Raw genomic sequence first — 19,924 nt, 5'->3', positions numbered from 1 at the left:
GGGTGTCCCCGCTCGAAGGGGTAGCGGGGGACCGCAGGGCGCCCGCTCAGGGGAAGGCTTTCCCCAACAAACCTTCGCAACTCCTGGCGATGCGCTCATACACCTTGCCCCAAGAGGCGAATTTGATTAGAATGCAATCACTCTGATTTATGGTGATTGACATGAGCGATACAAAAGTGCTGACCGCACATATCCCTCTCGGCCTCGCCGAGAAGGTCGATGCGATGGCGACGCGGCTCGAACGCTCGCGCGGTTGGGTGATGAAGCAAGCGCTCGCCGCTTGGGTCGATCAGGAGGAAGAGCGTCACCGGATGACGCTCGAAGCCTTGGAAGATGTGGACGCCGGGCGCGTCATCGACCACCAGGCCATTCAGGCATGGGCGGATAGCCTCGGCACGGACAAGCCCTTGCCGCCGCCCGTGGCATGAGGATCAAATGGACCGGCAAGGCATCCTCCGATCTCGTGCGGTTGCACGAGCATCTGCGCCCGGTCGCGCCCGATGCGGCGGCTCGCGTGGTGCAGCAGCTCGCCCGTGCGCCGGATCGGCTGCTCGACTATCCGCGGATCGGCGAGAAGCTGGACGCCTATGCGCCGCGCGAGGTCCGGCGGATCATCGTCGGCAATTACGAGCTGCGCTACGAGATCGCCGACGCGACGATCTTCATCCTGCGGCTTTGGCATTGCCGCGAGAACCGCAGCTTCGAGTCGGACGAGTGATGATCGCGCCGGCCGACAACAGCGCTACAACGCAGCACGCCGCAGTTCGCCCCTATCTGCGCTACGCTGCGATACGCCATTTGCGCCGCCTGCCGCCGACCGTCAGCTTGTATGGATGGCTCTGTCTCGCAAACGCCGTTTCCGCACGCCGCGCGGATGGTCGGAAGGTCTCGACGATCTGCACGACTATATGCAGCCGCAACAGGAACGGCGCCCGTCCGCGCGGGCTGCCAACGCAAAGAACAGTCAGATCGTCGTCACCGACGACTGGCCCGAGCAAGTGCCGATCGGCGACGCCGAGCTGCGCGTCCTTGAGGGCCATCTGCGCGAGGAACTGGACGCGCTGTTCGGTCCCTTGCCGTGAATTGAGGAGCATCGTGTCATGACCAGTGCCGTCCTTGAACAAGCGGAGGCGCCGGTCGTGGCGACGGCGCGCGCCGCGCTCTACCTGCGCGTCTCGACCCCGCGCCAGGCGGACCATGATCTGTCGATCCCCGACCAGCGCCGCCAGCTTGAGGCGTATTGCCTCTCGCAAGGCTGGGAGGTCGCGGCCGAGTTCGTCGAACCCGGCGTGTCGGGCGCCGACGATCGCCGTCCCGCCTTTCAGGCGATGATCGACGCGGGGCTGGAGAAGCCGCCTGCGTTCGACACGATCATCGTCCACAGCTTCTCGCGCTTTTTCCGCGATCAGTTCCAGTTCGAGTTCTACCTGCGCAAGCTGGCGAAGAACGGCGTGAGGGTCGTCTCGATCACGCAGGTGCTCGGCGACGACCCGGCGAGCGAGATGATGCGCCGGATCATGACGCTGTTCGACGAATATCAGTCGAAGGAGACCGCCAAGCATACGCTGCGCGCGATGAACGAGAACGCCCGACAGGGCTTCTGGAACGGCGCTCGGCCGCCGATCGGCTATCGAGTGGTCGATGCCGAACAGCGTGGCGCGAAGATCAAGAAGAAGCTGGAGGTCGATCCGATCCATGCCGAGACGGTGCGGCGGATTTTCCGGCTTGCGCTGGAAGGGCCTGACAACCGCGGACCGGTCGGCGTGATGGCGATCGCCTGCTGGCTGAACGAGAACAATATCCGCACCCGCTATGGCGGACGCTGGGGCAAAGGCATGGTCCATCAGGTGCTGACGCGCACCACCTATATCGGTCAGCACCGTTTCAACACCTACGATGTCAAGAAGGGCCGCGCCAAACCGGCGGAGGAGCACGCCATCATGGAAGTGCCGCCGATCGTCACGGTTGCGGAGTTCGAGGCGGTGCAGCGCTCGCTCAAGGCGCGCAGCCCGAAGATGATGGCGCCGCGCGCGGTGGGCGGATCGACGCTGCTGACGGGCATCTGCTTTTGCGCCTGCTGCGGCGGCTCGATGACGCTGCGCACCGGCACCAGCCGGAGCGGCCGGGAGTATCGCTACTATACCTGTGCGACCAAGGCAGTGAAGGGCAAGACGGGATGCTCCGGCGTCACGCTGCCGATGGACCAACTGAACGCGGCCGTGGTCGAGCATCTCGAAACGCGGCTGCTCGATCCGGATCGTCTCGCTGTCATGATGGACCATATGATCGCCCGGCGGGACGACTGGGTGACCGAGCGCCGGCTGCACGTTGCCGACATGGAACGTCGCGCGACGGAGGCAGACACGAAGCTCGCCCGGCTCTACGAGGCGATCGAGAATGGACTGGTCAACATGGCCGACCCGTCGCTCAAGGCCCGGATCGCCGAGCTGACCGCGATCCGCGATCAGGCCAGGGGCGATGCCGACCGGGCTGTGGCGCATATCGAGCGCATCAACCCGGAGATCACGGCTGAGAGCCTGCACACCTTTGCGCGGGTAGCAAAGAGCAAGCTCCGGCACGGCGACGGCTCCTACGCGCGGAACTATGTTCGGGCCGTCGCGCAGCGGGTAGAAGTGGTCAGCAAAACGGACGTCCGCATCCGCGGCACGCGTACCGAATTACTGCGAACCCTCACCGCCGCCTCTGGCGTAGAGGCGGCGGTGCTAGGGACTCGTCCTTTCGGACCGAAATGGTGCCGCCTACAGGACTCGAACCTGTGACCCTCGCATTACGAATGCGATGCTCTACCAGCTGAGCTAAGGCGGCTTGCCGGCGGGGGGTGCGCTTATCAGCGCCGGCGCGGACTGGCAAGCGGTCTTGCGTGCCTGCCCCGACGCGGCCCGAATATTTCACGCTTCGTTTACCATGCCCGTGCACAATCGGCCCCAAGATGGATTTGCCGGGGGTAGAGATGGATTCGTTGCGGGGATTCGATCGGGACGAGCGCGATGACGCCGCGTTCGACGATGCCGCCGTCGAGGCGCCGCCCGCCATCGGCACTGACGAGCGTCGCATGCATGTCCGCGCCTATAATTACTGGGTGTCGCTGCTTTCGGGCCGCGCCTATCCCTCGATCGAGGATCTGGAGCCCGCGAGCATCCAGGATTTCGGATCGCACAGCGTATTGCTCGATTTCACCGGCGGGATCGAGAATCCCGGCATCGCCTGGCTCGGCCGCGATCTGCGCGAGGAATGCGGGTTGGCGCAGGAAATCAAGTCGATCGCCGACGTGCCCAGCCGATCGCTGCTGTCGCGCCTGACCGACCATTATCTGCAGATCATCGCCAACCGCGCGCCGATCGGCTTCGAGGCGGAGTTCGTCAACAGCCGAGGCCGCAACACCATGTATCGCGGCATCCTGATGCCCTTCTCGTCGGACGACGATTCGATCGACTTCATCTACGGCGTCATCAACTGGAAGGAAGTCGTCGAGGACGATGCCGCCGAAGAGCTTGTGCTCGAAGTCGGCCAGGCGCTGCGCGACACGCCGCGCCAGATTGCGCAGGGCGGGGTTTCGGCCTGGGCGGACGGCCCCAATTCCGAACCGATGATCGGCGAGCCGATCGACTATGAGGTCGATGAGGAGCCGGTGGCGCTCGATGCCGACGCCGGCCTGCACGACTGGCTGGCCGCCGCGCGCGACAGCGCCGACGCGGTCCGCCAGAGCGAGGGCCGCAGCCGCGCCGCGCTTTATGCCGCGCTCGGCCGCGCGCATGATTTCGCGATCGCGGCCGATGCCCTGCCCGACGACTATGCCGAAATCCTCGAGGATGCCGGGCTGACGGCGCAGGTCCGCGCACCGATGACGCCGATCGTCAAGCTCGTCTTCGGCATCAATTACGACAAGACGCGCCTCACCGAATATGCGGCGGTCCTGTCGCACGCGAACCGGCTCGGCATCCCCGTCGGCGGCCTCGTCACGCTGATCGAGAATCACGAGGGCGGAGTGAAGGGCATCGTGCTCGCCGAACGCCGCCTGCGCGCACCGGCCGCCAAACCCGCCGCCCCGGAAGCAGCGCGTGCCAAGCTGCGCAGCCTGCCGGCGAAAGCGACCGTCGCGCTCGATACCGGCGACGCGGAATTCGTCCTGCTCGTCGCACGCCGCGAAAGCGCCGGCACGCTCGCCGTGGTTGCGCCGATCACCGGCGATCAGCAACTCATCGATCGCGCGCTCAAGATCGCGGCGCGCTGAGGCGTCGCGGCTTATCCCGGCACGCGGCCGGCGATGGCGTTGGCGCGCGAGCGATAGGCGACGCGCCCGGCGGCGTCGGGCGTCATGCGCGCCCGGAGGCGGGCCTTGAGCTCGCCCCTCGCCTCGCCGCCCATCGCGCGCGTATTGTCGCGCATGTCGATCGCGATCAGTATCGTTTCCCAGAAATCCCCGAAATCCGGAAAGCTGCGTTCGACATCGACCTGCCAGGTCGCGATATCGGTCAATCCAGCTTCAGCCCACAACGCCCGCATCGCCGCTATCGTCGAGACGTCGGCGCGCGGCGGCAATATCGGCGTAAACCCCATTTCGCGCAGTTCCTGCTGCATCGGGTGCATGGGGAATCCGTCCGGCTCCAATATGTCCCATAGATAGGCGGAAATGCTGCCGCCCGGCTTCACGACGCGCTTCATCTCGGCAACCCCGGCCGCGGGATCGGGCACGAAGAAGAGGACCAGCGCCATCACTGCGGCGTCGAAGCTCGCATCCTTCGCAGGCAGCGCCAGTGCATCGCCCCGCTCGAAACGCGCCAATCCCGACAAATGGAGGGCGCGCGCGAAAGCGATCTGGCCTTCGGACGGATCGACGCCCAGGATCGCCGAGGGCGCGCAGCGATCGACGATCAGTTCGGTGAAGGCCCCGTTGCCGCAGCCCACGTCGATCCAGCTCAGCCCCCGGTCAGGCGCGAGGCCGTCGAGGAAAATCTCGCCGACCAGCCGGCTCCACACGCCCATCAGCCGTTCATAGGCCGCGCCGTCGTCGAAACGGATCTGATTCTCGCTCATCTTCACTCCGGGGCGGGGCTGGCGCCCCCTTATGCCTCAGCCAAAGACCTTCGCGCCACAAGGCTTGAGCAAAATCACCGCCGGGCGCATAGCGGCCGAAGAAGCGACGCACCCATCATAAGGGGCGCGCAACCGCAGGCGGAGATTTATGGCGTCGACCACGCGCAACCGGCCCGAAAGCTCGGGCAAGGATCTTTCCAACATCATTGAGGATGCTCTCGTCACCGGCGCGCTGCCGGGCGAAATCGACGGCTTCGGCCCGGAGGATCGCGCCGCAGCCGGCGCCTTCGTCGCGGCGACCGCAGCCAGCCGCAAAGCCGGCGCACCGGCGATCCAGCTCGAATCGGTGGCGGGCGAACGCCGCTTCATGCGCGTCGCGATCATCAACGACGATATGCCCTTCCTCGTCGATTCCGTGGCGGCCACGGTTGCTGCGCACGGGCTGGCGATCGACCGCCTGCTCCACCCTGTCGTCGCGGTGCGCCGCGGCGAGGATGGCCAGCTTGCCGCCGTCCTTCCGGCGACGTCGGAAGGCGAGCGCCGCGAATCCTTCATCTATCTCGAGGTCGAACGCGCCGACGCCAAGGAGCGCCGCGCCCTCCTCGACGATCTGACCGCCAATCTGGCGCATACGCGCGCGGCGGTCAGCGACTGGGCTCCGCTCCAGACCGCGATGCGCGAGGATGCCGATCGTCTGCCTGACGGCGAGGGTGCGGCGCTGCTGCGCTGGTTCCTCGACCGTAACCTGACCTTGCTGGCGCACGAGTTGCGCGATCGCGACAATCAGGCGAGCGAAGGACTCGGCATTTCCCGCGTGGACGGCGAACCGCTGCTCGCCCCGAGCACGATCGAACGCGCCTTCGCCTGGTTCGAGGATGGCGGCGATGCACCGCTGCTCGTCAAGTCGAACCGCGTCTCGACGGTCCATCGCCAGGTGCCGCTCGACGTCATCGTCGTACCCCGACGCGATGGCGGCAGGATCGCCGGGCTTTCGCTGCACGCCGGCCTGTGGACCAGTTCCGCGCTCAACGCGGCGCCCGAAAAGGTGCCGGTGCTGCGCGCGCGGCTCAATGCGCTCCAGGAAAAATATGGCTTCGATCCGTCGGGCCACGCTGGCAAGTCGCTGAGCCACGCGCTCACCGCCCTACCCCATGACCTGCTGATCGCCTTCAATCCCGCAAGCCTCGAGGAAATCGCGCTCACCTCGATGTCGATCGCCGATCGGCCGCGCCCCAAGCTGGTCGGCGTGCGCAGCCCGCTTGGCCGGCATCTCTTCACCTTCGTCTGGGTGCCGCGCGACGAGACGAGCGCCGCCCGGCGCAAGCAGATCGGCGACATGATCGCCGGGGCCGCCAAGGCGACGATCATCAACTGGACGATCGCGCTGGAGGACGGCGACCTTGCGCTCATGCGCTTCACGCTCGATCTGCGCGACGGCGGCGTGATGCCCGATCTTGCGGCGCTCGACGCGCGGCTGGTCGGCATGATGCGCGGCTGGGCACCTGCGGTCGAAGGCGCGCTTGCCGAGCATGGCGAGCCAGGCCGCGCCGCGCGCCTTGCGCTGCGCTACGCCAACGCCTTTCCGATCCAGTATCGCAACGCCGTCAGCCCGATCGAGGCGGCGAGCGACATCCTTCGCCTTCAGGGCCTGTCCGAAGCCAGCGAGCGCGATGCGCGCCTTTATCGCACCGGGGCCGAGGCGGCGCGCCAGTTGCGCCTGAAGGTCTATAATGGCGCCGGATCGGTGCCGCTGTCGGATGCGGTTCCCGCGCTGGAAAATTTCGGCTTCCGCGTGATCGAGGAAGTGCCGACCGCGCTCGACGGCGGACGGCTTGGCTATATCCACGATTTCACGCTCGAGTTCGACGAAGGCCAGAAGCCCGAAGCGCTGATCGCGCGCGCCGAGGTGATCGAGAATGCGATCGCCGCCGTGCTCTCGGGCCGGTCTGAAAACGACGCTTTCAACCGGCTGATCGTCTCGGCCGGGCTCGATCCGCGCGCGGTCGTGCTGTTCCGCGCCTGGTTCCGCTATCTGCGCCAGACCGGCCTGTCCTACGGACTTGCGACCGTGGTCGATGCGCTGCGCCGCGCACCGGGCGTCGCGACCGGGCTGATCCAGCTGTTCGACGCACGCCACGATCCCGCCGTCGCCGGCAAGGGCGAAGGCGCCGCCGAAGCCGCCAATCGCGCGATCGAGGAAGGGCTGGAGGCCGTCGCCGCCGCCGATGACGACCGCATCCTCCGCCTGATCCGTGGCGTCGTCTCGGCGACGCTCAGGACCAACGCCTTCTCGCCCGCGGCGCAGGAAGCGCTGGCCTTCAAGTTCGACAGCGCGCGCGTGCCGGGCCTGCCGGCGCCCGTGCCATGGCGCGAGATCTTCGTTTACAGCCCTCGCGTCGAGGCCATCCATCTGCGCGCCGGCCCCGTCGCGCGCGGCGGCCTGCGCTGGTCCGACCGGCGCGACGATTTCCGCACCGAGATTCTCGGCCTGATGAAGGCGCAGCGCGTCAAGAATGCGGTGATCGTGCCGACGGGCGCCAAGGGCGGCTTCTTCCCGAAGCAGCTTCCCGATCCGTCGAACCGCGATGCGTGGATCGCCGAAGGCACCGAATCCTATCGCATCTTCATCCGCGCGCTGCTTTCGGTCACCGACAATATCGTCGGCGGCCAGGTGGTTCATCCCGAGAAGGTCGTCGCGCGCGACGGCGACGATCCCTATTTCGTCGTCGCAGCCGACAAGGGCACGGCGACCTTCTCCGACGTGGCCAACGCGATCGCGCTCGAACGCGGCTTCTGGCTGGGCGACGCTTTTGCCTCGGGCGGCAGCCACGGCTACGACCACAAGGCGATGGCGATCACCGCCAAGGGCGCCTGGATCTCGGTCCAGCGCCATTTCGCCGAAATGGGCACCGACGTGCAGACCCAGCCGATCGAGGTCGCGGGCTGCGGCGACATGTCGGGCGACGTGTTCGGCAACGGCATGTTGCTGTCGAAGGCGATCCGGCTGGTCGCGGCGTTCGACCACCGCCACATCTTCCTCGACCCCGATCCCGATGCGGCGAAAAGCTGGGACGAGCGCAAGCGCCTGTTCGATCTGCCGCGATCGAGCTGGGCCGATTACGACGCCTCGCTCATCTCGGCGGGCGGCGGCGTCTTCCCGCGCAGCGCCAAGAGCATCCCGCTCTCGCCCCGCATTCGCGAATTGCTCGATATCGAGGCTGACGAGCTCGAACCCGCCGAGCTGATCTCGGCGATCCTCAAGAGCCCGGTCGATCTGCTGTGGTTCGGCGGCATCGGCACTTATGTGAAGGCGCGCTCCGAAGCCAATGTCGAGGTCGGCGATCCCGCCAACGACCGGCTGCGCGTCAACGGCGAGGATATCCGCGCGCGCGCGATCGGCGAAGGCGCCAATCTGGGCGTCACCCAGGCGGGGCGCATCGCCTTCGCCAGCCGCGGCGGCCGGATCAACACCGACTTCATCGACAATTCGGCGGGCGTCGATTGCTCGGACAATGAGGTCAACATCAAGATCGCGCTCAACCGCGAGATGAACGAAGGCCGCCTGCCCTTCGAGCAGCGCAATGCGCTGCTCGAGCGGATGACCGACGACGTCTCGTCGATCGTGCTGGAGGATAACCGCCTCCAGACGCTGGCGCTGTCGATCGCCGAGACCGGCGGCGCGGCCGCCCTGCCTTCCTATGTCCGCCTGATCGAGACGTTCGAGGCCGAAGGCCGGCTCGACCGCGTGGTCGAGGGACTGGCGGCGAATGACGAGCTGCTGCGCCGCGCGCAGGACACGCGCGGGCTGACCCGGCCCGAACTGGCCGTGCTGCTGTCGACCGCCAAGCTCGGCCTGCAGGATGCGATCGAGCATGGTGATCTGGCGAGCGATCCCTCGCTCAGCCCCGAGCTGCACGCCGCCTTCCCGCCCGAGATGCGCAAGAGCTTCGCCAAGGCGATCGACGAGCATCAGCTGCGCGGCGAGATCATCGCGACCAAGCTCGCCAACCGCATCGTCAACCGCATGGGCCTGATCGACCCGTTCGAACTGGCCGAGGAGGAAGGCGCGTCGCTGGCCGATATCGCGACGATGTTCGTCACCGCCGAGCGGCTGTTCGACATCGGCAAGCTGTGGGCTGATATCGACGCCGCGGACATGACCGAGGTTGGCCGCCTGACGCTGTTCGAGCTGATCGCGGCCGGTCTGCGCGCGCAGATGGCCGATCTGCTGCGCACCATGCCGGCGGGCAAGCTGCCCGGCGAGATGGTCGACATGCTTGCCCCCGGCATCGGCCGGCTGGGCGCCAAGGTGAACGAGCTGCTCCACGACGAAGGCAAGCGCGCGGCGCAGGCGCTGGCCGAGCGCCTGTCGGCAGCGGGCGCGCCCGAGGATATCGCGACACGGATCGCACGGCTGTTCGACATGGACGGCGCGATCGGGCTCGCGGCGCTCGGTGCGCGCAGCGGCGTCACCGAAACCGTGCTGACCAATGCCTTCACGACGCTGGGTGAGGCGCTGGGCCTCGACTGGGCGCAGACGACGGCGCTCAGGCTGCGGCCGACCGACCCATGGGAACGCCTGCTCGCCGCCGGGCTGGCGCGCGACTTCCAGCAGATGCGGCTCGACTTCCTCGCCCGCATCGGCGGCAAGGATCCGCAGAAGGCGGTGGACGACTGGCTGGCCGCGCAGAAGCCGCGCGTCTCGGCTTTCCACGACATCGTCGTTCGGGCGCGGAGCAACTCGGCGCCCAACACCGCGATGCTCGCGCAGATTGCGGGCCAGGCGCGCAGCCTGCTTTCCCGCTAGGTTGTCAGGGGAAGGTCGGGTTCTTCGGGACCCGGCCTTTTCTTCTTTTGCGATAGAGAATGGTACCGCCGACCTAGCTCAATGCACGGTGCCGACGGGTTCGTCGCTGGCGAGGACGAGGATCAGGCGCTCGACCTGGCGCCAGTGGCAGAAGTGATGGACATTGCCGATGTCGCGGCTGCAGTCGGCGCGCGCGGCGGCTTCCTCCCCTGCGTCGTCGCCGAACGAGGCGATCAGCTCAGTCGCCGCAGTCAGGCAAGTGCGATTGGCGACGTAAGGCAAATGCGGCATCGAAATCCTCGTGTTCCGAAGCACTTGCCAATCAAGCCTCATGCCAGAGCGCAGCGCCCCGGCCTGCCCCGCCAATTGCGGCGGTCAACGGCATCTTCATCATGCCGCTGCGACGTACCGATGCGGGACGAAGCGTGCCGATGCGGCACGGCTGGCGCAGCGGCGCCGGGCGTGGCATGGCCGCGCGGATGAGCAGCACGCCGCCCAGAAACCCCCGATCGGCGGGAATCGCCCTCGCCCTCCTGCCGCTGGCCGGCGCCTTCGTTGGCGGGCTTTACGGCCAGCCGACGATCGGCCTGCTCATCGGGCTGGGCGTCGGCATCGCGCTGGCGCTTCTCGTATGGTGGAGCGACCGAAAGCGCTAGATCACGCCAGCCGCCGTCCGAACCAGACGACGCGGCCGATCACGGCGACATCGGCGGGATCGCAATCGGGCCATGCGGGATAAGCGAGATTGTCGCTGCGGATCGTGAAGCGGCGGCCGGCAGGGCTCATCGCCACGCGCTTCACCCACAAGGCATCGTCGACGCGCAGCACGTAGATACCATCGCGCAGCCGCGCGGCCGCATCGGCGCGATCGACCAATATGTCGTCGCCGTCGCCGAGCGTCGGGACCATCGAATCGCCGACCACCGAGATAACAGACAGCATCGCCGGATCGAGCCCCTGGCGGCGCAGCCAGAGCGGATCGAAGCCGAGCGCGCCCACCGTCATTTCTTCATGCGCGATCGCGCCGGGGCCGGCCGAAGCGTCGACCGAGACGCGCGGCACGCGCACCAGCCCGCCTGCATTGCCGGGGCGCGCGGGCGCCCCTGCCCCCCCGCCTGAAACGGGGCCGCCCAGCACCGTTTCCGCCACGCGGAAATAGCGGGCGAGCAGGCGGCGATCCTCTTCCGCCAGCCGGCGCGGCGTGCCGCGCTTGATGAACTGCTGGATATAGGCGGCGTTGCGGCCGAGCATGCGCGAGAGCGAGGCATAATCCTCGCCCTTTTCCTGAATCAGCGCATCGAGCGCCGCGCGCGGATCGGCTGCGTCCATGTCGCTCCAATACAGATAGGATTTATCCTAGACAAGTAGGAAATCCTGCCAGAGATAGGATATTCCCTATTTGTTCCGAGTCTGGCGGGAGGAAGAACGGCATGATCCTGAGAAAGATCGAGAAATATCTGAAGGAAAGCGGGACGCCGGCGACCCGCTTCGGACGCGAGGCCGCAGGCGACCCCCGGCTGGTGAGCGATCTGCGCGGCGGGCGCGAGGTGGGCGAGCGCCTCTGCCGCCGCATCGAGCATTTCATCGCGGAGCGCCGCGCATGAGCGCGCGTCGCGATCCGGCGGCGGCGATCGCCCTGCAACTGGAGCGGCGCGCGCCCGGTGTGACGATCGCCTCGCCCCGCTCGACGCCCTGGGCGAGCGTGACCTTCAACGGCGCGCGCCACAGCTTTTCGGCGGCCGGCGACGACGCCGCGATCGACGCGCTGGTGGCGGGACTCGAATGCCATGAGTTCGACATGCGCGGGCATATCGTGGCCGACATCGCCGTCGCAGAACGCGCGCCCGGGCGCTGCCTGATCGAAGCACTGACGGTGGAGGATTAGGTGCTTCGACCGGCCTGCCCGCCGCCTCACCGACTGCGTTGGAACCGATGCCGGCGCGGTTCGATGATCAGCAACTGTAAATTCGTCTGTGAGCAACTTGACCGGATTATGACAAATATATGAAATTGTCATTAACCACATCGCGATGTTCGCCGCGGTCCTTTCAACCCGGCTGGCGTCGGGGAGGCAGTAGTATCGCGTTGGAACCCACAGGATGCCGCGCCGCAGGGCGGTAGGGCGCTGTTGCCGGGCAAGGGGCCTGCTGACGCTGGTCGCATGTCTGCCCGCTACCCCGGCATGGGCCGATCCGGCCGATGCCGGGTTCCTGGACGAGCACCCCATCCCCACCTCGTCGATCGGGACAACAGGGAGCGGCGACAATCCGCCGGGTCCATGCCCGGCCAACCCCGGCCACTGTTCGCCGACGACGGCAATACCCTTGAGTGTGCCAGCAGGTTGGACGCTGGCCAGCTCCCAGTCCGAGGTTCAGGAGTCGGCCCTTCCGCCGGATAGCCCGACAGAACAGACGCCCCTCTTGCCGACGCCGGAACTGATCAGATCCGGCGAGCCGACGCCGGCCGGCCATGTGCCACGCACCGACGCGTCGCATCCCGGATTTTTCAGGCAGGCAGGCAGCGTCAAGACCGAGCTGGCGATCATGGGGGGTTATCTGGCCGTGCAGACCGTTCCCAAGCTGTTCAAGAAGACCGCATCCTTCCATTTCAGGGACGAAGGCTGGTTCGGCCGGAACACCAACAATATCGGCATGGACAAGCTGACCCACGCCTTCAACACCTATCTGATCGCCGAGATACTCCACGCGCGCATCCACAAGAACACGGGCGGCTCCGAAGGCGACGCGCTGACCGCGGGCATCCTTGCCTTCGGCCTGATGGCGATCAACGAGATATCGGACGGGATCGAAGCCGACAGCGGCTATTCGATGAACGATGTCCTGATGAATGTCGCAGGCGCCAGCTTCTCTGTGCTGCGTAACACGGTGCCGGGGCTGAAGGACAAGCTGGCGTTCAAGGTCGAGATCATGCCCAACGATGAATTCTACAGCCATCAGGGCAAGAAGCATTTCCAGCAGGAGCGCTTCATGCTGTCGCTGAAGGGCGCGGGGTTCGAGACGCTGGAGCGGACGCCGTTCAAATATCTCGATTTCCAGATCGGCTATTATGCATCCGATTTCCTGAACAGCGACCGCGCGCAGGGGATCAGGCCCAAGAAGCATCTTTTCGCCGGCGTCGGCCTGAACCTCGGCGAGCTGCTGTTCGGCCAATCGCAATCGCGCTTCGGCCGTGCGGCGCATTCTGCGCTCGACTATTTCCAGTTCCCCTACACGTCGCTGCGCGTCGACACCAAGGGGCGGCTGGCGAACTGACGCGGCGCGGAGCCGCCCGCCCTACATTTCCCCCCGCACGCGGCGGATGGCGAACCACTTCTTCACGTTGGCGTCATGCTCGGCGAGCGTATCGGCGAAGACATGGCCGCCAGTACCGTCGGCGACGAAATAGAGTGCCTTGGTCGCGGCGGGATGGAGCACGGCCTCGATCGAGGCGCGGCCGGGATTGGCGATCGGGCCCACGGGCAGGCCGGGGCTGGCATAGGTATTGTAGCCGTTCTTCGCGTGCAGCTCGCTCTGCAGGATACGGCGGCCGAGCGGGCGGCCCTGCGTGACCGGATAGATCACCGTGGGATCGGCCTGGAGCGGCATGCCGATGCGCAGGCGATTGGAATAGACGCCGGCGACCATCGCGCGCTCGGCAGGCTTGCCCGTTTCCTTCTCGACGATCGAGGCGAGGATGATCGCTTCCTTCGGCGTCGTGACGACGAGGCCGGGTGCGCGCGCGGCCCAGAGCGTGGCGAGCGTCTTGTCCATCGCCGCCTGCATCCGCTTGAGCACCGCCGCGCGCGGCTCGCCCGCCTCGAACGAATAGCTGTCGGGGAGGACCGAGCCTTCGGGCGGCACCGCGACGGGGCCGCTGAGCAGCGCCTCGCCGCGCAGCCGATCAACGACGAGGACCGAAGGCATGCCTTCGGGAATGGTGATGAGGCGCAGCACGGGCTTTCCGTGCTGGAGGATATCGAGCACCTTCGCGCCGCTGGCATGCGCGGGGACGGCGAAAGTGCCTGCCTGGATGCCGTCGGACGAGCCGAGGACGCGCGCGATGCGGCGGAAGCCGGCTTCCGAGCGGATCACGCCCGCCTTCTGCAGCGCGAGCGCGGCGCCGCGCAGCGACGATCCCTCGACGATGCGGACGTTCGCGTCCTTCGCCAGCGGACCCGGACCGTACCAGTCGCGGTAAAGCGTGCCCCCGAGCGCCAGCGCCCCGACAAGAAGGAGGACGAGGAGCAGCCGGCGCATAGGGGTTTGGGCCTTTTTTAGAGCGCCTTCAGCACCAGGCTGGCGTTGGTGCCGCCGAAGCCGAAGCTGTTGTTGAGCACCGCGCGCACCTGACGCTTCTTCGCGACATGCGGCACGAGATCGACGCCCGCGCAATTCTCGCTCGGATTGTCGAGGTTGAGCGTCGGGGGGACGATCTGGTCGCGCATCGCGAGGATGCAGAAGATCGTCTCGACCGCGCCCGCGCCGCCGAGCAGATGCCCGATCGCCGACTTGGTCGACGACATCGACACGCCGTCGAGCGCGCTGCCGAACAGGCGGCGGACCGCACCCAGCTCAAGCTCGTCGCCGAGCGGGGTCGAGGTGCCGTGGGCGTTGATATAGTCGATATCGTCGAGCGAGAGGCCCGACTTCTTCATCGCCATTTCCATCGAGCGGAACGCGCCCGATCCCTCGGGGTGCGGCGCGGTGACGTGATAGGCGTCGCCCGACAGGCCATAACCGATCACCTCGGCATAGATTTTCGCGCCGCGCGCCTTGGCGCGCTCATATTCCTCGAGCACGACGACGCCGGCACCCTCGCCCATGACGAAGCCGTCGCGGTCGCGGTCATAGGGGCGGCTCGCCTTTTCGGGCGTGTCGTTGAAGCCGGTCGAGAGCGCGCGCGCCTGCGCGAAGCCCGCGATGCCGATCGGGCAGATCGCGCCTTCGGCACCGCCCGCCAGCATCACGTCGGCATCGTCGAGCGCGATCATCCGCGCGGCGTCGCCGATCGAGTGCGCGCCCGTCGAGCAGGCGGTGACCACCGCGTGGTTCGGCCCCATCAGGCCGTACTTGATCTGGACCTGGCCCGAGATGAGGTTGATCAGGCGACCATGCACGAAGTGCGGGGACACGCGGCGCGGCCCCTTTTCGTACAGCACGATCGACTCACTCTCGATGCCCGGCAGGCCGCCGATGCCCGAACCGATCGAGCAGCCGGCGCGGAAGCGCTCGGCCTCGGTCATGTCGAGCAGGCCGGCATCCTCGATCGCCTGGCCGGCGGCATCGATGCCGTAGATGATGAAGGGGTCGACCTGGCGCTGGACCTTGTGGTCGACGCGCTTGCCCGGATCGAAGCCATAGGCGTGATCCGCCGGCTTCACCTCACAGGCGATGCGGCACGCATAGTCAGTCGCGTCGAATCGCGTGATCGTGCCTGCGCCCGATTTCGATTCGATGATGTTCTTCCACGCAGTCTCGACATCGGCGCCCAAAGGGGTGACGAGACCAAGTCCGGTTACGACGACACGGCGCATGGCTGGCCTTCTCCAGTTCATCCAATAGCGAAACGGCTCCCCGGCCCCGTATTTCCCGGGTCGGGGAGCCGTTAATCACGAAAAGCGGCTCGATCTGTCGCGATCCCCCGTGGGGAACCGCCGCCAAGCTCAGCCCTTGTTGCTGTCGATATAGGTGATCGCGTCCTTGACGGTCGCGATCTTCTCGGCGGCGTCGTCCGGGATCTCGACCCCGAACTCTTCCTCGAACGCCATCACCAGTTCGACGATGTCGAGGCTGTCCGCACCCAGATCGTCGATAAAGCTCGCGTCCTCGGTCACCTTGTCGGCTTCGACGCCGAGATGCTCGACAACGATCTTCTTAACCCGGTCGGCGGTCTCGCTCATATTCTTCTTCCCATTCGATTGAGGGATTGTCGGTCGCCGACTGCCCTAGCCGCGCCTGCGCCCGGTTGGCAAGAGGGAGCCATCTCCGGCATTAGGACTTTGATAGGCCTGATCGTGCCAGAAACACGCAAATGCGGGAAATCTGGCAAAATGGCACCTGGGCGAACGAAAGGCGGACGCAGATCGTCTGCCTGCTGCTGATCGCCGCCACCATCATGTCCTACGCCTTTTTGCTGATCGGCGCGCACGGCACGCTCGACGCGTTCGGCCGACCGATCGGCACCGATTTCTCCAATGTCTATGCCGCAGGCGTCATGGCGGACCAGGGTCGCGCCGCCGCCGCGTGGATCTGGCCCGATCATTATGCCGTCCAGCAGGCGATCCACGGCGCGAAGAACGTGCCTTTCTACGGCTGGCACTATCCCCCGCCCTTCCTGCTGGTCGCCGCACCGCTGGCGCTGCTGCCCTATCTCGCCGCGCTCGCGCTGTGGCAGGCCGCGACTCTGGGCGCCGCCGTGGCGACGGCGGCGCGGATCGTGCCGGGGCGCGCGACGATCCTTGCCGTGCTCGCGGCCCCTGCGACCTTCGTCTGCCTGGGGCACGGGCAGAACGCCTTCCTGACGGCGAGCCTGCTGACCGGTGGGCTCTGGCTGCTCGACCGCCGGCCCATCGCCGCCGGACTGCTGCTCGGCTGCCTCGTCTACAAGCCGCAATTCGCGCTGCTGCTGCCCGTCATATTGCTGGCGGCGGGCAACTGGCGCGCGATCGCGGGCGCGGCGGCATCGTCGCTGACGCTGGTCGCCGTCACATTGCTGCTGTGGGGCTGGCCGGTGTGGCAGGCCTTCATCGACTCGCTGCCGCTCACGCGCAGCATCGTCATCGAACAGGGGCAGACGGGCTGGGCCAAGATCGTCTCGGCCTTTTCGGCGGCGCGCGCGCTGGGTGCGCCTGTCTCGCTCGCTTATGCGGCGCAGGGCTGCGTCACGGCGCTGGCGATCGCGGGCGCGGCTGCGGCGGCGCGCTGGGCCAGCCCGGCGGTGCGCGGGGCAGCGGTGTGCGCAGCCGCGCTGCTGTCGACGCCCTATGTGCTCGATTATGATCTGGTGATCGCGGGCGGCGCGATCCTGTTCCTCGTCGCCGATGCGCAGGCGCGCGGCTGGCTGGCGCATGAGAAGAGCCTGCTCACCCTCGCCTATCTCGCGCCGCTCGCCGGGCGGCAGATTGCCGAGGCGACACTCGTTCCCGTCGACTGGCTGGCGACCGTCGCGCTGTTCGCGCTGGCGATGCGCCGGGGGTGGGCGATGGATGTGGCGCGCCTGATCCCGCGCAAGGGGGAAAAGGCGCGCCCCTTAGCCTAGATCATCGCCATGCCGCCGTTGACGTGGAGCGTCTGGCCGGTGACGTAGCCCGCATCGCGGCTGGCGAGATAGGCGACGGCGGCGGCGACATCAGCGCCGGTGCCGAGATCGCCCGCCGGGATCTTGCCGAGAATCGCCGCCTTCTGCTGATCGTTCAGCGCATCGGTCATCGCCGAACGGATGAAGCCCGGCGCGACGCAGTTGACCGTGATTCCCCGGCTCGCCAGTTCCTGCGCCAGTGCCTTGGACATGCCGACCAGCCCGGCCTTCGACGCGGCATAGTTGGCCTGCCCCGGATTGCCCGTCGCGCCGACCACCGAGGTGATCGAGACGATACGGCCGAAGCGCGCCTTCATCATCGGCCTGGCGGCGGCGCGGCAAAGGCGGAACGCGGCCTCGAGATTGACGCGGATCACCTGATCCCATTCGTCGTCCTTCATCCGCATCGCCAGATTGTCTCGCGTGACGCCGGCATTGTTGACGAGAATGTCGAGCTTGCCGCCCAGCGCCTCGACCGCGGCAGGAACAAGGCCGTCGACCGCCGCGCCGTCACCCAGATCGCAGGCGATGGCGATATGATCGCCGCCGAGCGTATCGCGATAGGCCGCGAGCTTGGCCGCGTTGGAGCCCGAGACGACGAGCCGCGCGCCCTGCGCCGCCAGCGCCTCGGCGATCGCGGAGCCGATGCCCCCCGAAGCGCCGGTGACCAGCGCGGTCATGCCTGTTAGATCGAACATCTTCTTCTCCAAATCCGTGTGCAGTCTCTAGCTGTTTCGTTCGGGCTGAGCCTGTCGAAGCCCCTTCCTTCTTCTTTCCGCGAACAGAAAGGAAAGGGCTTCGACAGGCTCAGCCCGAACGGCAGGGGGCTTGCGCGCCTGCGTATCAGCGGCCCTTTACAGCGCCTTCGCCAGCGCTTCGATATCGTCCATCGTCACCACGCTCACCGTCTCGACGTCGGGGGCGATGCGCTTGACCATCGGGCCGAGCACCTTGCCGCCGAATTCTACGAAGCGTTCGACGCCTGCCGTCTGCATCGCCAGCACGCTTTCGCGCCAGCGGACCATGCCCGTCACCTGTTCGACGAGCAGGCGGCGGATGGTGTCGGGATCGGCGACCGGCGCGGCGGTGACGTTGGCATAGACCGGCACGAGCGGCGCGCGCAGCGTGACGGCGGCCAGCGCCTCGGCCATCGCATCGGCGGCGGGCTGCATCAGCGGGCAGTGGAAAGGCGCCGAGACGGGCAGCAGCACGGCGCGCTTGGCGCCCATTTCCTTCGCCAGCGGAACGGCGCGCTCGATCGCGGCACGGTGGCCGGAGATCACGACCTGCGAGGGATCATTGTCGTTGGCGACGGTGCAGACCTGCCCTTCGGCGGCGGCCTCTGCAATGGCGCGCGCCTTTTCCAGATCGGCGCCGAGCAGGGCCGCCATCGCGCCCTCGCCCACCGGCACCGCCGCCTGCATCGCCTGCCCGCGCGTGCGCAGCAGCCGTGCGGTGGTCGCCACGTCGAGCGCGCCGGCGGCGCACAGCGCGCTATATTCGCCGAGCGAATGGCCGGCGACGAAATCGGCCTTGGCGGCGAGGCTGATCCCGCCTTCCTTCTCCAGCACGCGCAGCGTCGCGACGGCGTTGGCCATGATCGCCGGCTGGGCGTTGGCCGTAAGCGTCAGCTCTTCCTCCGGCCCCTCGCTCATCAGGCGGAACAGATTCTGCCCCAGCGCCTCGTCGACTTCCTGGAACAGTTCGCGCGCGACCGGGCTGGCGTCGGCCAGCGCCTTGCCCATGCCGACGGCCTGGCTGCCCTGGCCGGGAAAGATGAAAGCTCGCATTCTATATCCTCTCGGCAACTTGCCTCTGGCGTCCGAAGCGCACTCGCCTAGAAACAGCGGCGCGCGCTGACAAGAGTCGTCGCTTAAACCGTTGTTCGGGAGTGCGGATATGAAGCGGATCATCATCGCGGCCATGATCGGGGCGCTGGCGGCCACGCCGGCCGTGGTGATCGGGCAGGCGCGATCGGGCTACCTGTCTTCCGGCGCGTTCGACATCATGCAGGTCCTGCCCCCCGCGCCGCAGCCGGGGAGCGCGCGCTACGAGGCCGATCGCCGCGTGTTCAAGGAAACGCGCCCGTTGCTCGACACGCCGCGCGGCAAGCTGGCGACCAGCGACGTCGATTACAGCCCGCCCGCGATGATGCGCGATTTCAGCTGCGCCGTCGGCGTCGCGCTGACACCGGCGAACGCGCCCAGGACGCTGATGCTGATCAGCAAGGCGGGCATCGACACCTCGACTCAGTCGGGCATCGCCAAAAATGCCAACAAGCGGCTGCGCCCCTTCCAGATCGACGAAGGACGGACCTGCCAGAATCCCGAGGAACTGAAAGGCAGCTACGACTATCCGTCGGGCCATACGACCTGGGGCTGGACCTGGGGTGTGATCCTGGCCCAGCTCGCCCCCGATCGCGCGACGCCGATCATGGCGCGGGCGCGCGCCTTTGGCGAAAGCCGGATCATCTGCGGCGTCCATAATGCCAGCGCGGTCGAGGCCGGGCGCGTGACATCGGCGGCGACGCTGGCGGCGGTCGCGGCCGTCCCCGCCTTCCAGACCGACCTCGCCGCCGCGAAGGCCGAGATGGAAGCATTGCGCGCCAATCCCGCGACGCCGAAGCCGACCGGGTGCGAGGAGGAAGCCAGGCTGGTCGCGCAGTTCGTGAACTGAGCGCCTGCGGTCCCGGGGGGGGGGGGGGGGGGGGGGGGGGGGGGGGGGGGGGGGGGGGGGGGGGGGGGGGGGGGGGGGGGGGGGGGGGGG

20 protein-coding genes and 1 tRNA gene are annotated in these 19,924 nt (G+C 67.3%); 12 read left to right on the top strand and 9 right to left on the bottom strand.

Annotation, left to right across the window (positions count from 1 at the left end; genetic code table 11):
• The first annotated feature begins 149 nt into the window (after window positions 1-149).
• The 4 genes from AC3WT0_RS18990 to AC3WT0_RS18975 all read left to right on the top strand — a co-directional run bounded on the left by AC3WT0_RS18990 (window position 150) and on the right by AC3WT0_RS18975 (window position 2,780).
• The gene (locus AC3WT0_RS18990) at window positions 150-428 is read left to right on the top strand and encodes a CopG family ribbon-helix-helix protein (RefSeq protein WP_492754995.1); all 279 of its coding nucleotides are present in this window, start codon (window positions 150-152) and stop codon (window positions 426-428) included.
• Window positions 425-718 (top strand): type II toxin-antitoxin system RelE/ParE family toxin, encoded by a 294-nt coding sequence (locus AC3WT0_RS18985; RefSeq protein ID WP_492754994.1) that lies wholly within the window; start codon window positions 425-427, stop codon window positions 716-718. Before AC3WT0_RS18990 ends, AC3WT0_RS18985 begins: the two co-directional genes overlap by 4 nt.
• 115 nt (window positions 719-833) lie before the next feature.
• Entirely contained in the window at window positions 834-1,082 is a 249-nt protein-coding gene (locus tag AC3WT0_RS18980; RefSeq protein WP_492754993.1) for a hypothetical protein, read from the top strand.
• Between the two features lie 18 nt (window positions 1,083-1,100).
• Entirely contained in the window at window positions 1,101-2,780 is a 1,680-nt protein-coding gene (locus tag AC3WT0_RS18975; RefSeq protein WP_492754992.1) for a recombinase family protein, read from the top strand.
• On the opposite strand, the gene AC3WT0_RS18970 is transcribed toward AC3WT0_RS18975, so the two are convergent.
• Window positions 2,751-2,826 (bottom strand) — tRNA-Thr (locus AC3WT0_RS18970). The two genes, AC3WT0_RS18975 and AC3WT0_RS18970, sit on opposite strands and share 30 nt — an antisense overlap.
• Before the next feature lie 145 nt (window positions 2,827-2,971).
• On the opposite strand from AC3WT0_RS18970, the gene AC3WT0_RS18965 reads away from it, so the two are divergent.
• On the top strand, window positions 2,972-4,252 hold the full coding sequence (locus AC3WT0_RS18965) for a PAS domain-containing protein (protein ID WP_492754991.1): 1,281 nt from the start codon (window positions 2,972-2,974) through the stop codon (window positions 4,250-4,252).
• 11 nt (window positions 4,253-4,263) lie between these two features.
• Here the strand turns inward: AC3WT0_RS18965 and AC3WT0_RS18960 are convergent, their stop codons facing one another.
• On the bottom strand, window positions 4,264-5,055 hold the full coding sequence (locus tag AC3WT0_RS18960) for a class I SAM-dependent methyltransferase (RefSeq protein ID WP_492754990.1): 792 nt from the start codon (window positions 5,053-5,055) through the stop codon (window positions 4,264-4,266).
• A 148-nt stretch (window positions 5,056-5,203) separates the two neighbouring features.
• Between AC3WT0_RS18960 and AC3WT0_RS18955 the strand changes: the two genes are divergently transcribed.
• Window positions 5,204-9,862: an NAD-glutamate dehydrogenase gene (locus AC3WT0_RS18955; protein ID WP_492754989.1), complete on the top strand. Its 4,659-nt coding sequence runs from the start codon at window positions 5,204-5,206 to the stop codon at window positions 9,860-9,862.
• Between the two features lie 78 nt (window positions 9,863-9,940).
• Here the strand turns inward: AC3WT0_RS18955 and AC3WT0_RS18950 are convergent, their stop codons facing one another.
• Complete coding sequence (locus AC3WT0_RS18950) at window positions 9,941-10,153, bottom strand: hypothetical protein (protein WP_492754988.1); 213 nt, start codon at window positions 10,151-10,153, stop codon at window positions 9,941-9,943.
• Between the two features lie 101 nt (window positions 10,154-10,254).
• On the opposite strand from AC3WT0_RS18950, the gene AC3WT0_RS18945 reads away from it, so the two are divergent.
• Entirely contained in the window at window positions 10,255-10,518 is a 264-nt protein-coding gene (locus AC3WT0_RS18945; RefSeq protein ID WP_492754987.1) for a hypothetical protein, read from the top strand.
• Window position 10,519: 1 nt separating this feature from the next.
• Here AC3WT0_RS18945 and AC3WT0_RS18940 read toward each other — a convergent pair whose 3' ends face one another.
• Entirely contained in the window at window positions 10,520-11,191 is a 672-nt protein-coding gene (locus tag AC3WT0_RS18940) for a S24 family peptidase (protein WP_492754986.1), read from the bottom strand.
• A gap of 101 nt (window positions 11,192-11,292) precedes the next feature.
• Between AC3WT0_RS18940 and AC3WT0_RS18935 the strand changes: the two genes are divergently transcribed.
• The 3 genes from AC3WT0_RS18935 to AC3WT0_RS18925 all read left to right on the top strand — a co-directional run bounded on the left by AC3WT0_RS18935 (window position 11,293) and on the right by AC3WT0_RS18925 (window position 13,134).
• On the top strand, window positions 11,293-11,466 hold the full coding sequence (locus AC3WT0_RS18935) for a hypothetical protein (protein WP_492754985.1): 174 nt from the start codon (window positions 11,293-11,295) through the stop codon (window positions 11,464-11,466).
• Window positions 11,463-11,747 carry a hypothetical protein gene (locus tag AC3WT0_RS18930; RefSeq protein ID WP_492754984.1) on the top strand — a complete coding sequence of 95 codons (285 nt, stop codon included), beginning with the start codon at window positions 11,463-11,465 and terminating at the stop codon, window positions 11,745-11,747. Before AC3WT0_RS18935 ends, AC3WT0_RS18930 begins: the two co-directional genes overlap by 4 nt.
• Before the next feature lie 535 nt (window positions 11,748-12,282).
• Window positions 12,283-13,134, top strand: a complete 852-nt coding sequence (locus tag AC3WT0_RS18925; protein ID WP_492754983.1) for a DUF2279 domain-containing protein — start codon at window positions 12,283-12,285, stop codon at window positions 13,132-13,134.
• A gap of 21 nt (window positions 13,135-13,155) precedes the next feature.
• Here AC3WT0_RS18925 and mltG read toward each other — a convergent pair whose 3' ends face one another.
• The 3 genes from mltG to AC3WT0_RS18910 form a co-directional block, all read right to left on the bottom strand.
• The gene (gene mltG / locus AC3WT0_RS18920) at window positions 13,156-14,118 is read right to left on the bottom strand and encodes an endolytic transglycosylase MltG (protein ID WP_492754982.1); all 963 of its coding nucleotides are present in this window, start codon (window positions 14,116-14,118) and stop codon (window positions 13,156-13,158) included.
• 17 nt (window positions 14,119-14,135) lie between these two features.
• Window positions 14,136-15,395: a beta-ketoacyl-ACP synthase II gene (fabF, locus tag AC3WT0_RS18915; RefSeq protein ID WP_492754981.1), complete on the bottom strand. Its 1,260-nt coding sequence runs from the start codon at window positions 15,393-15,395 to the stop codon at window positions 14,136-14,138.
• Window positions 15,396-15,524: 129 nt separating this feature from the next.
• Window positions 15,525-15,761 (bottom strand): acyl carrier protein, encoded by a 237-nt coding sequence (locus AC3WT0_RS18910; protein ID WP_492754980.1) that lies wholly within the window; start codon window positions 15,759-15,761, stop codon window positions 15,525-15,527.
• Window positions 15,762-15,892: 131 nt separating this feature from the next.
• Between AC3WT0_RS18910 and AC3WT0_RS18905 the strand changes: the two genes are divergently transcribed.
• Window positions 15,893-17,119: a glycosyltransferase family 87 protein gene (locus AC3WT0_RS18905; RefSeq protein WP_492754979.1), complete on the top strand. Its 1,227-nt coding sequence runs from the start codon at window positions 15,893-15,895 to the stop codon at window positions 17,117-17,119.
• Here AC3WT0_RS18905 and fabG read toward each other — a convergent pair.
• Together fabG and fabD are read right to left on the bottom strand one after the other, a co-directional pair.
• Window positions 17,116-17,856: a 3-oxoacyl-[acyl-carrier-protein] reductase gene (gene fabG, locus AC3WT0_RS18900; RefSeq protein ID WP_492754978.1), complete on the bottom strand. Its 741-nt coding sequence runs from the start codon at window positions 17,854-17,856 to the stop codon at window positions 17,116-17,118. The genes AC3WT0_RS18905 and fabG overlap by 4 nt on opposite strands.
• Window positions 17,857-18,012: 156 nt before the next feature.
• Complete coding sequence (fabD, locus tag AC3WT0_RS18895; protein ID WP_492754977.1) at window positions 18,013-18,948, bottom strand: ACP S-malonyltransferase; 936 nt, start codon at window positions 18,946-18,948, stop codon at window positions 18,013-18,015.
• Between the two features lie 109 nt (window positions 18,949-19,057).
• On the opposite strand from fabD, the gene AC3WT0_RS18890 reads away from it, so the two are divergent.
• Window positions 19,058-19,834 carry an acid phosphatase gene (locus AC3WT0_RS18890; RefSeq protein WP_492754976.1) on the top strand — a complete coding sequence of 259 codons (777 nt, stop codon included), beginning with the start codon at window positions 19,058-19,060 and terminating at the stop codon, window positions 19,832-19,834.
• Window positions 19,835-19,924: the final 90 nt, after the last annotated feature.

The organism is Sphingomonas sp. EU05-FHT14C10 (genome assembly GCF_058790595.1).
The sequence above is the reverse complement of the archived record's forward strand: the minus strand, read 5'-3'. Positions and strand labels throughout refer to the sequence as shown.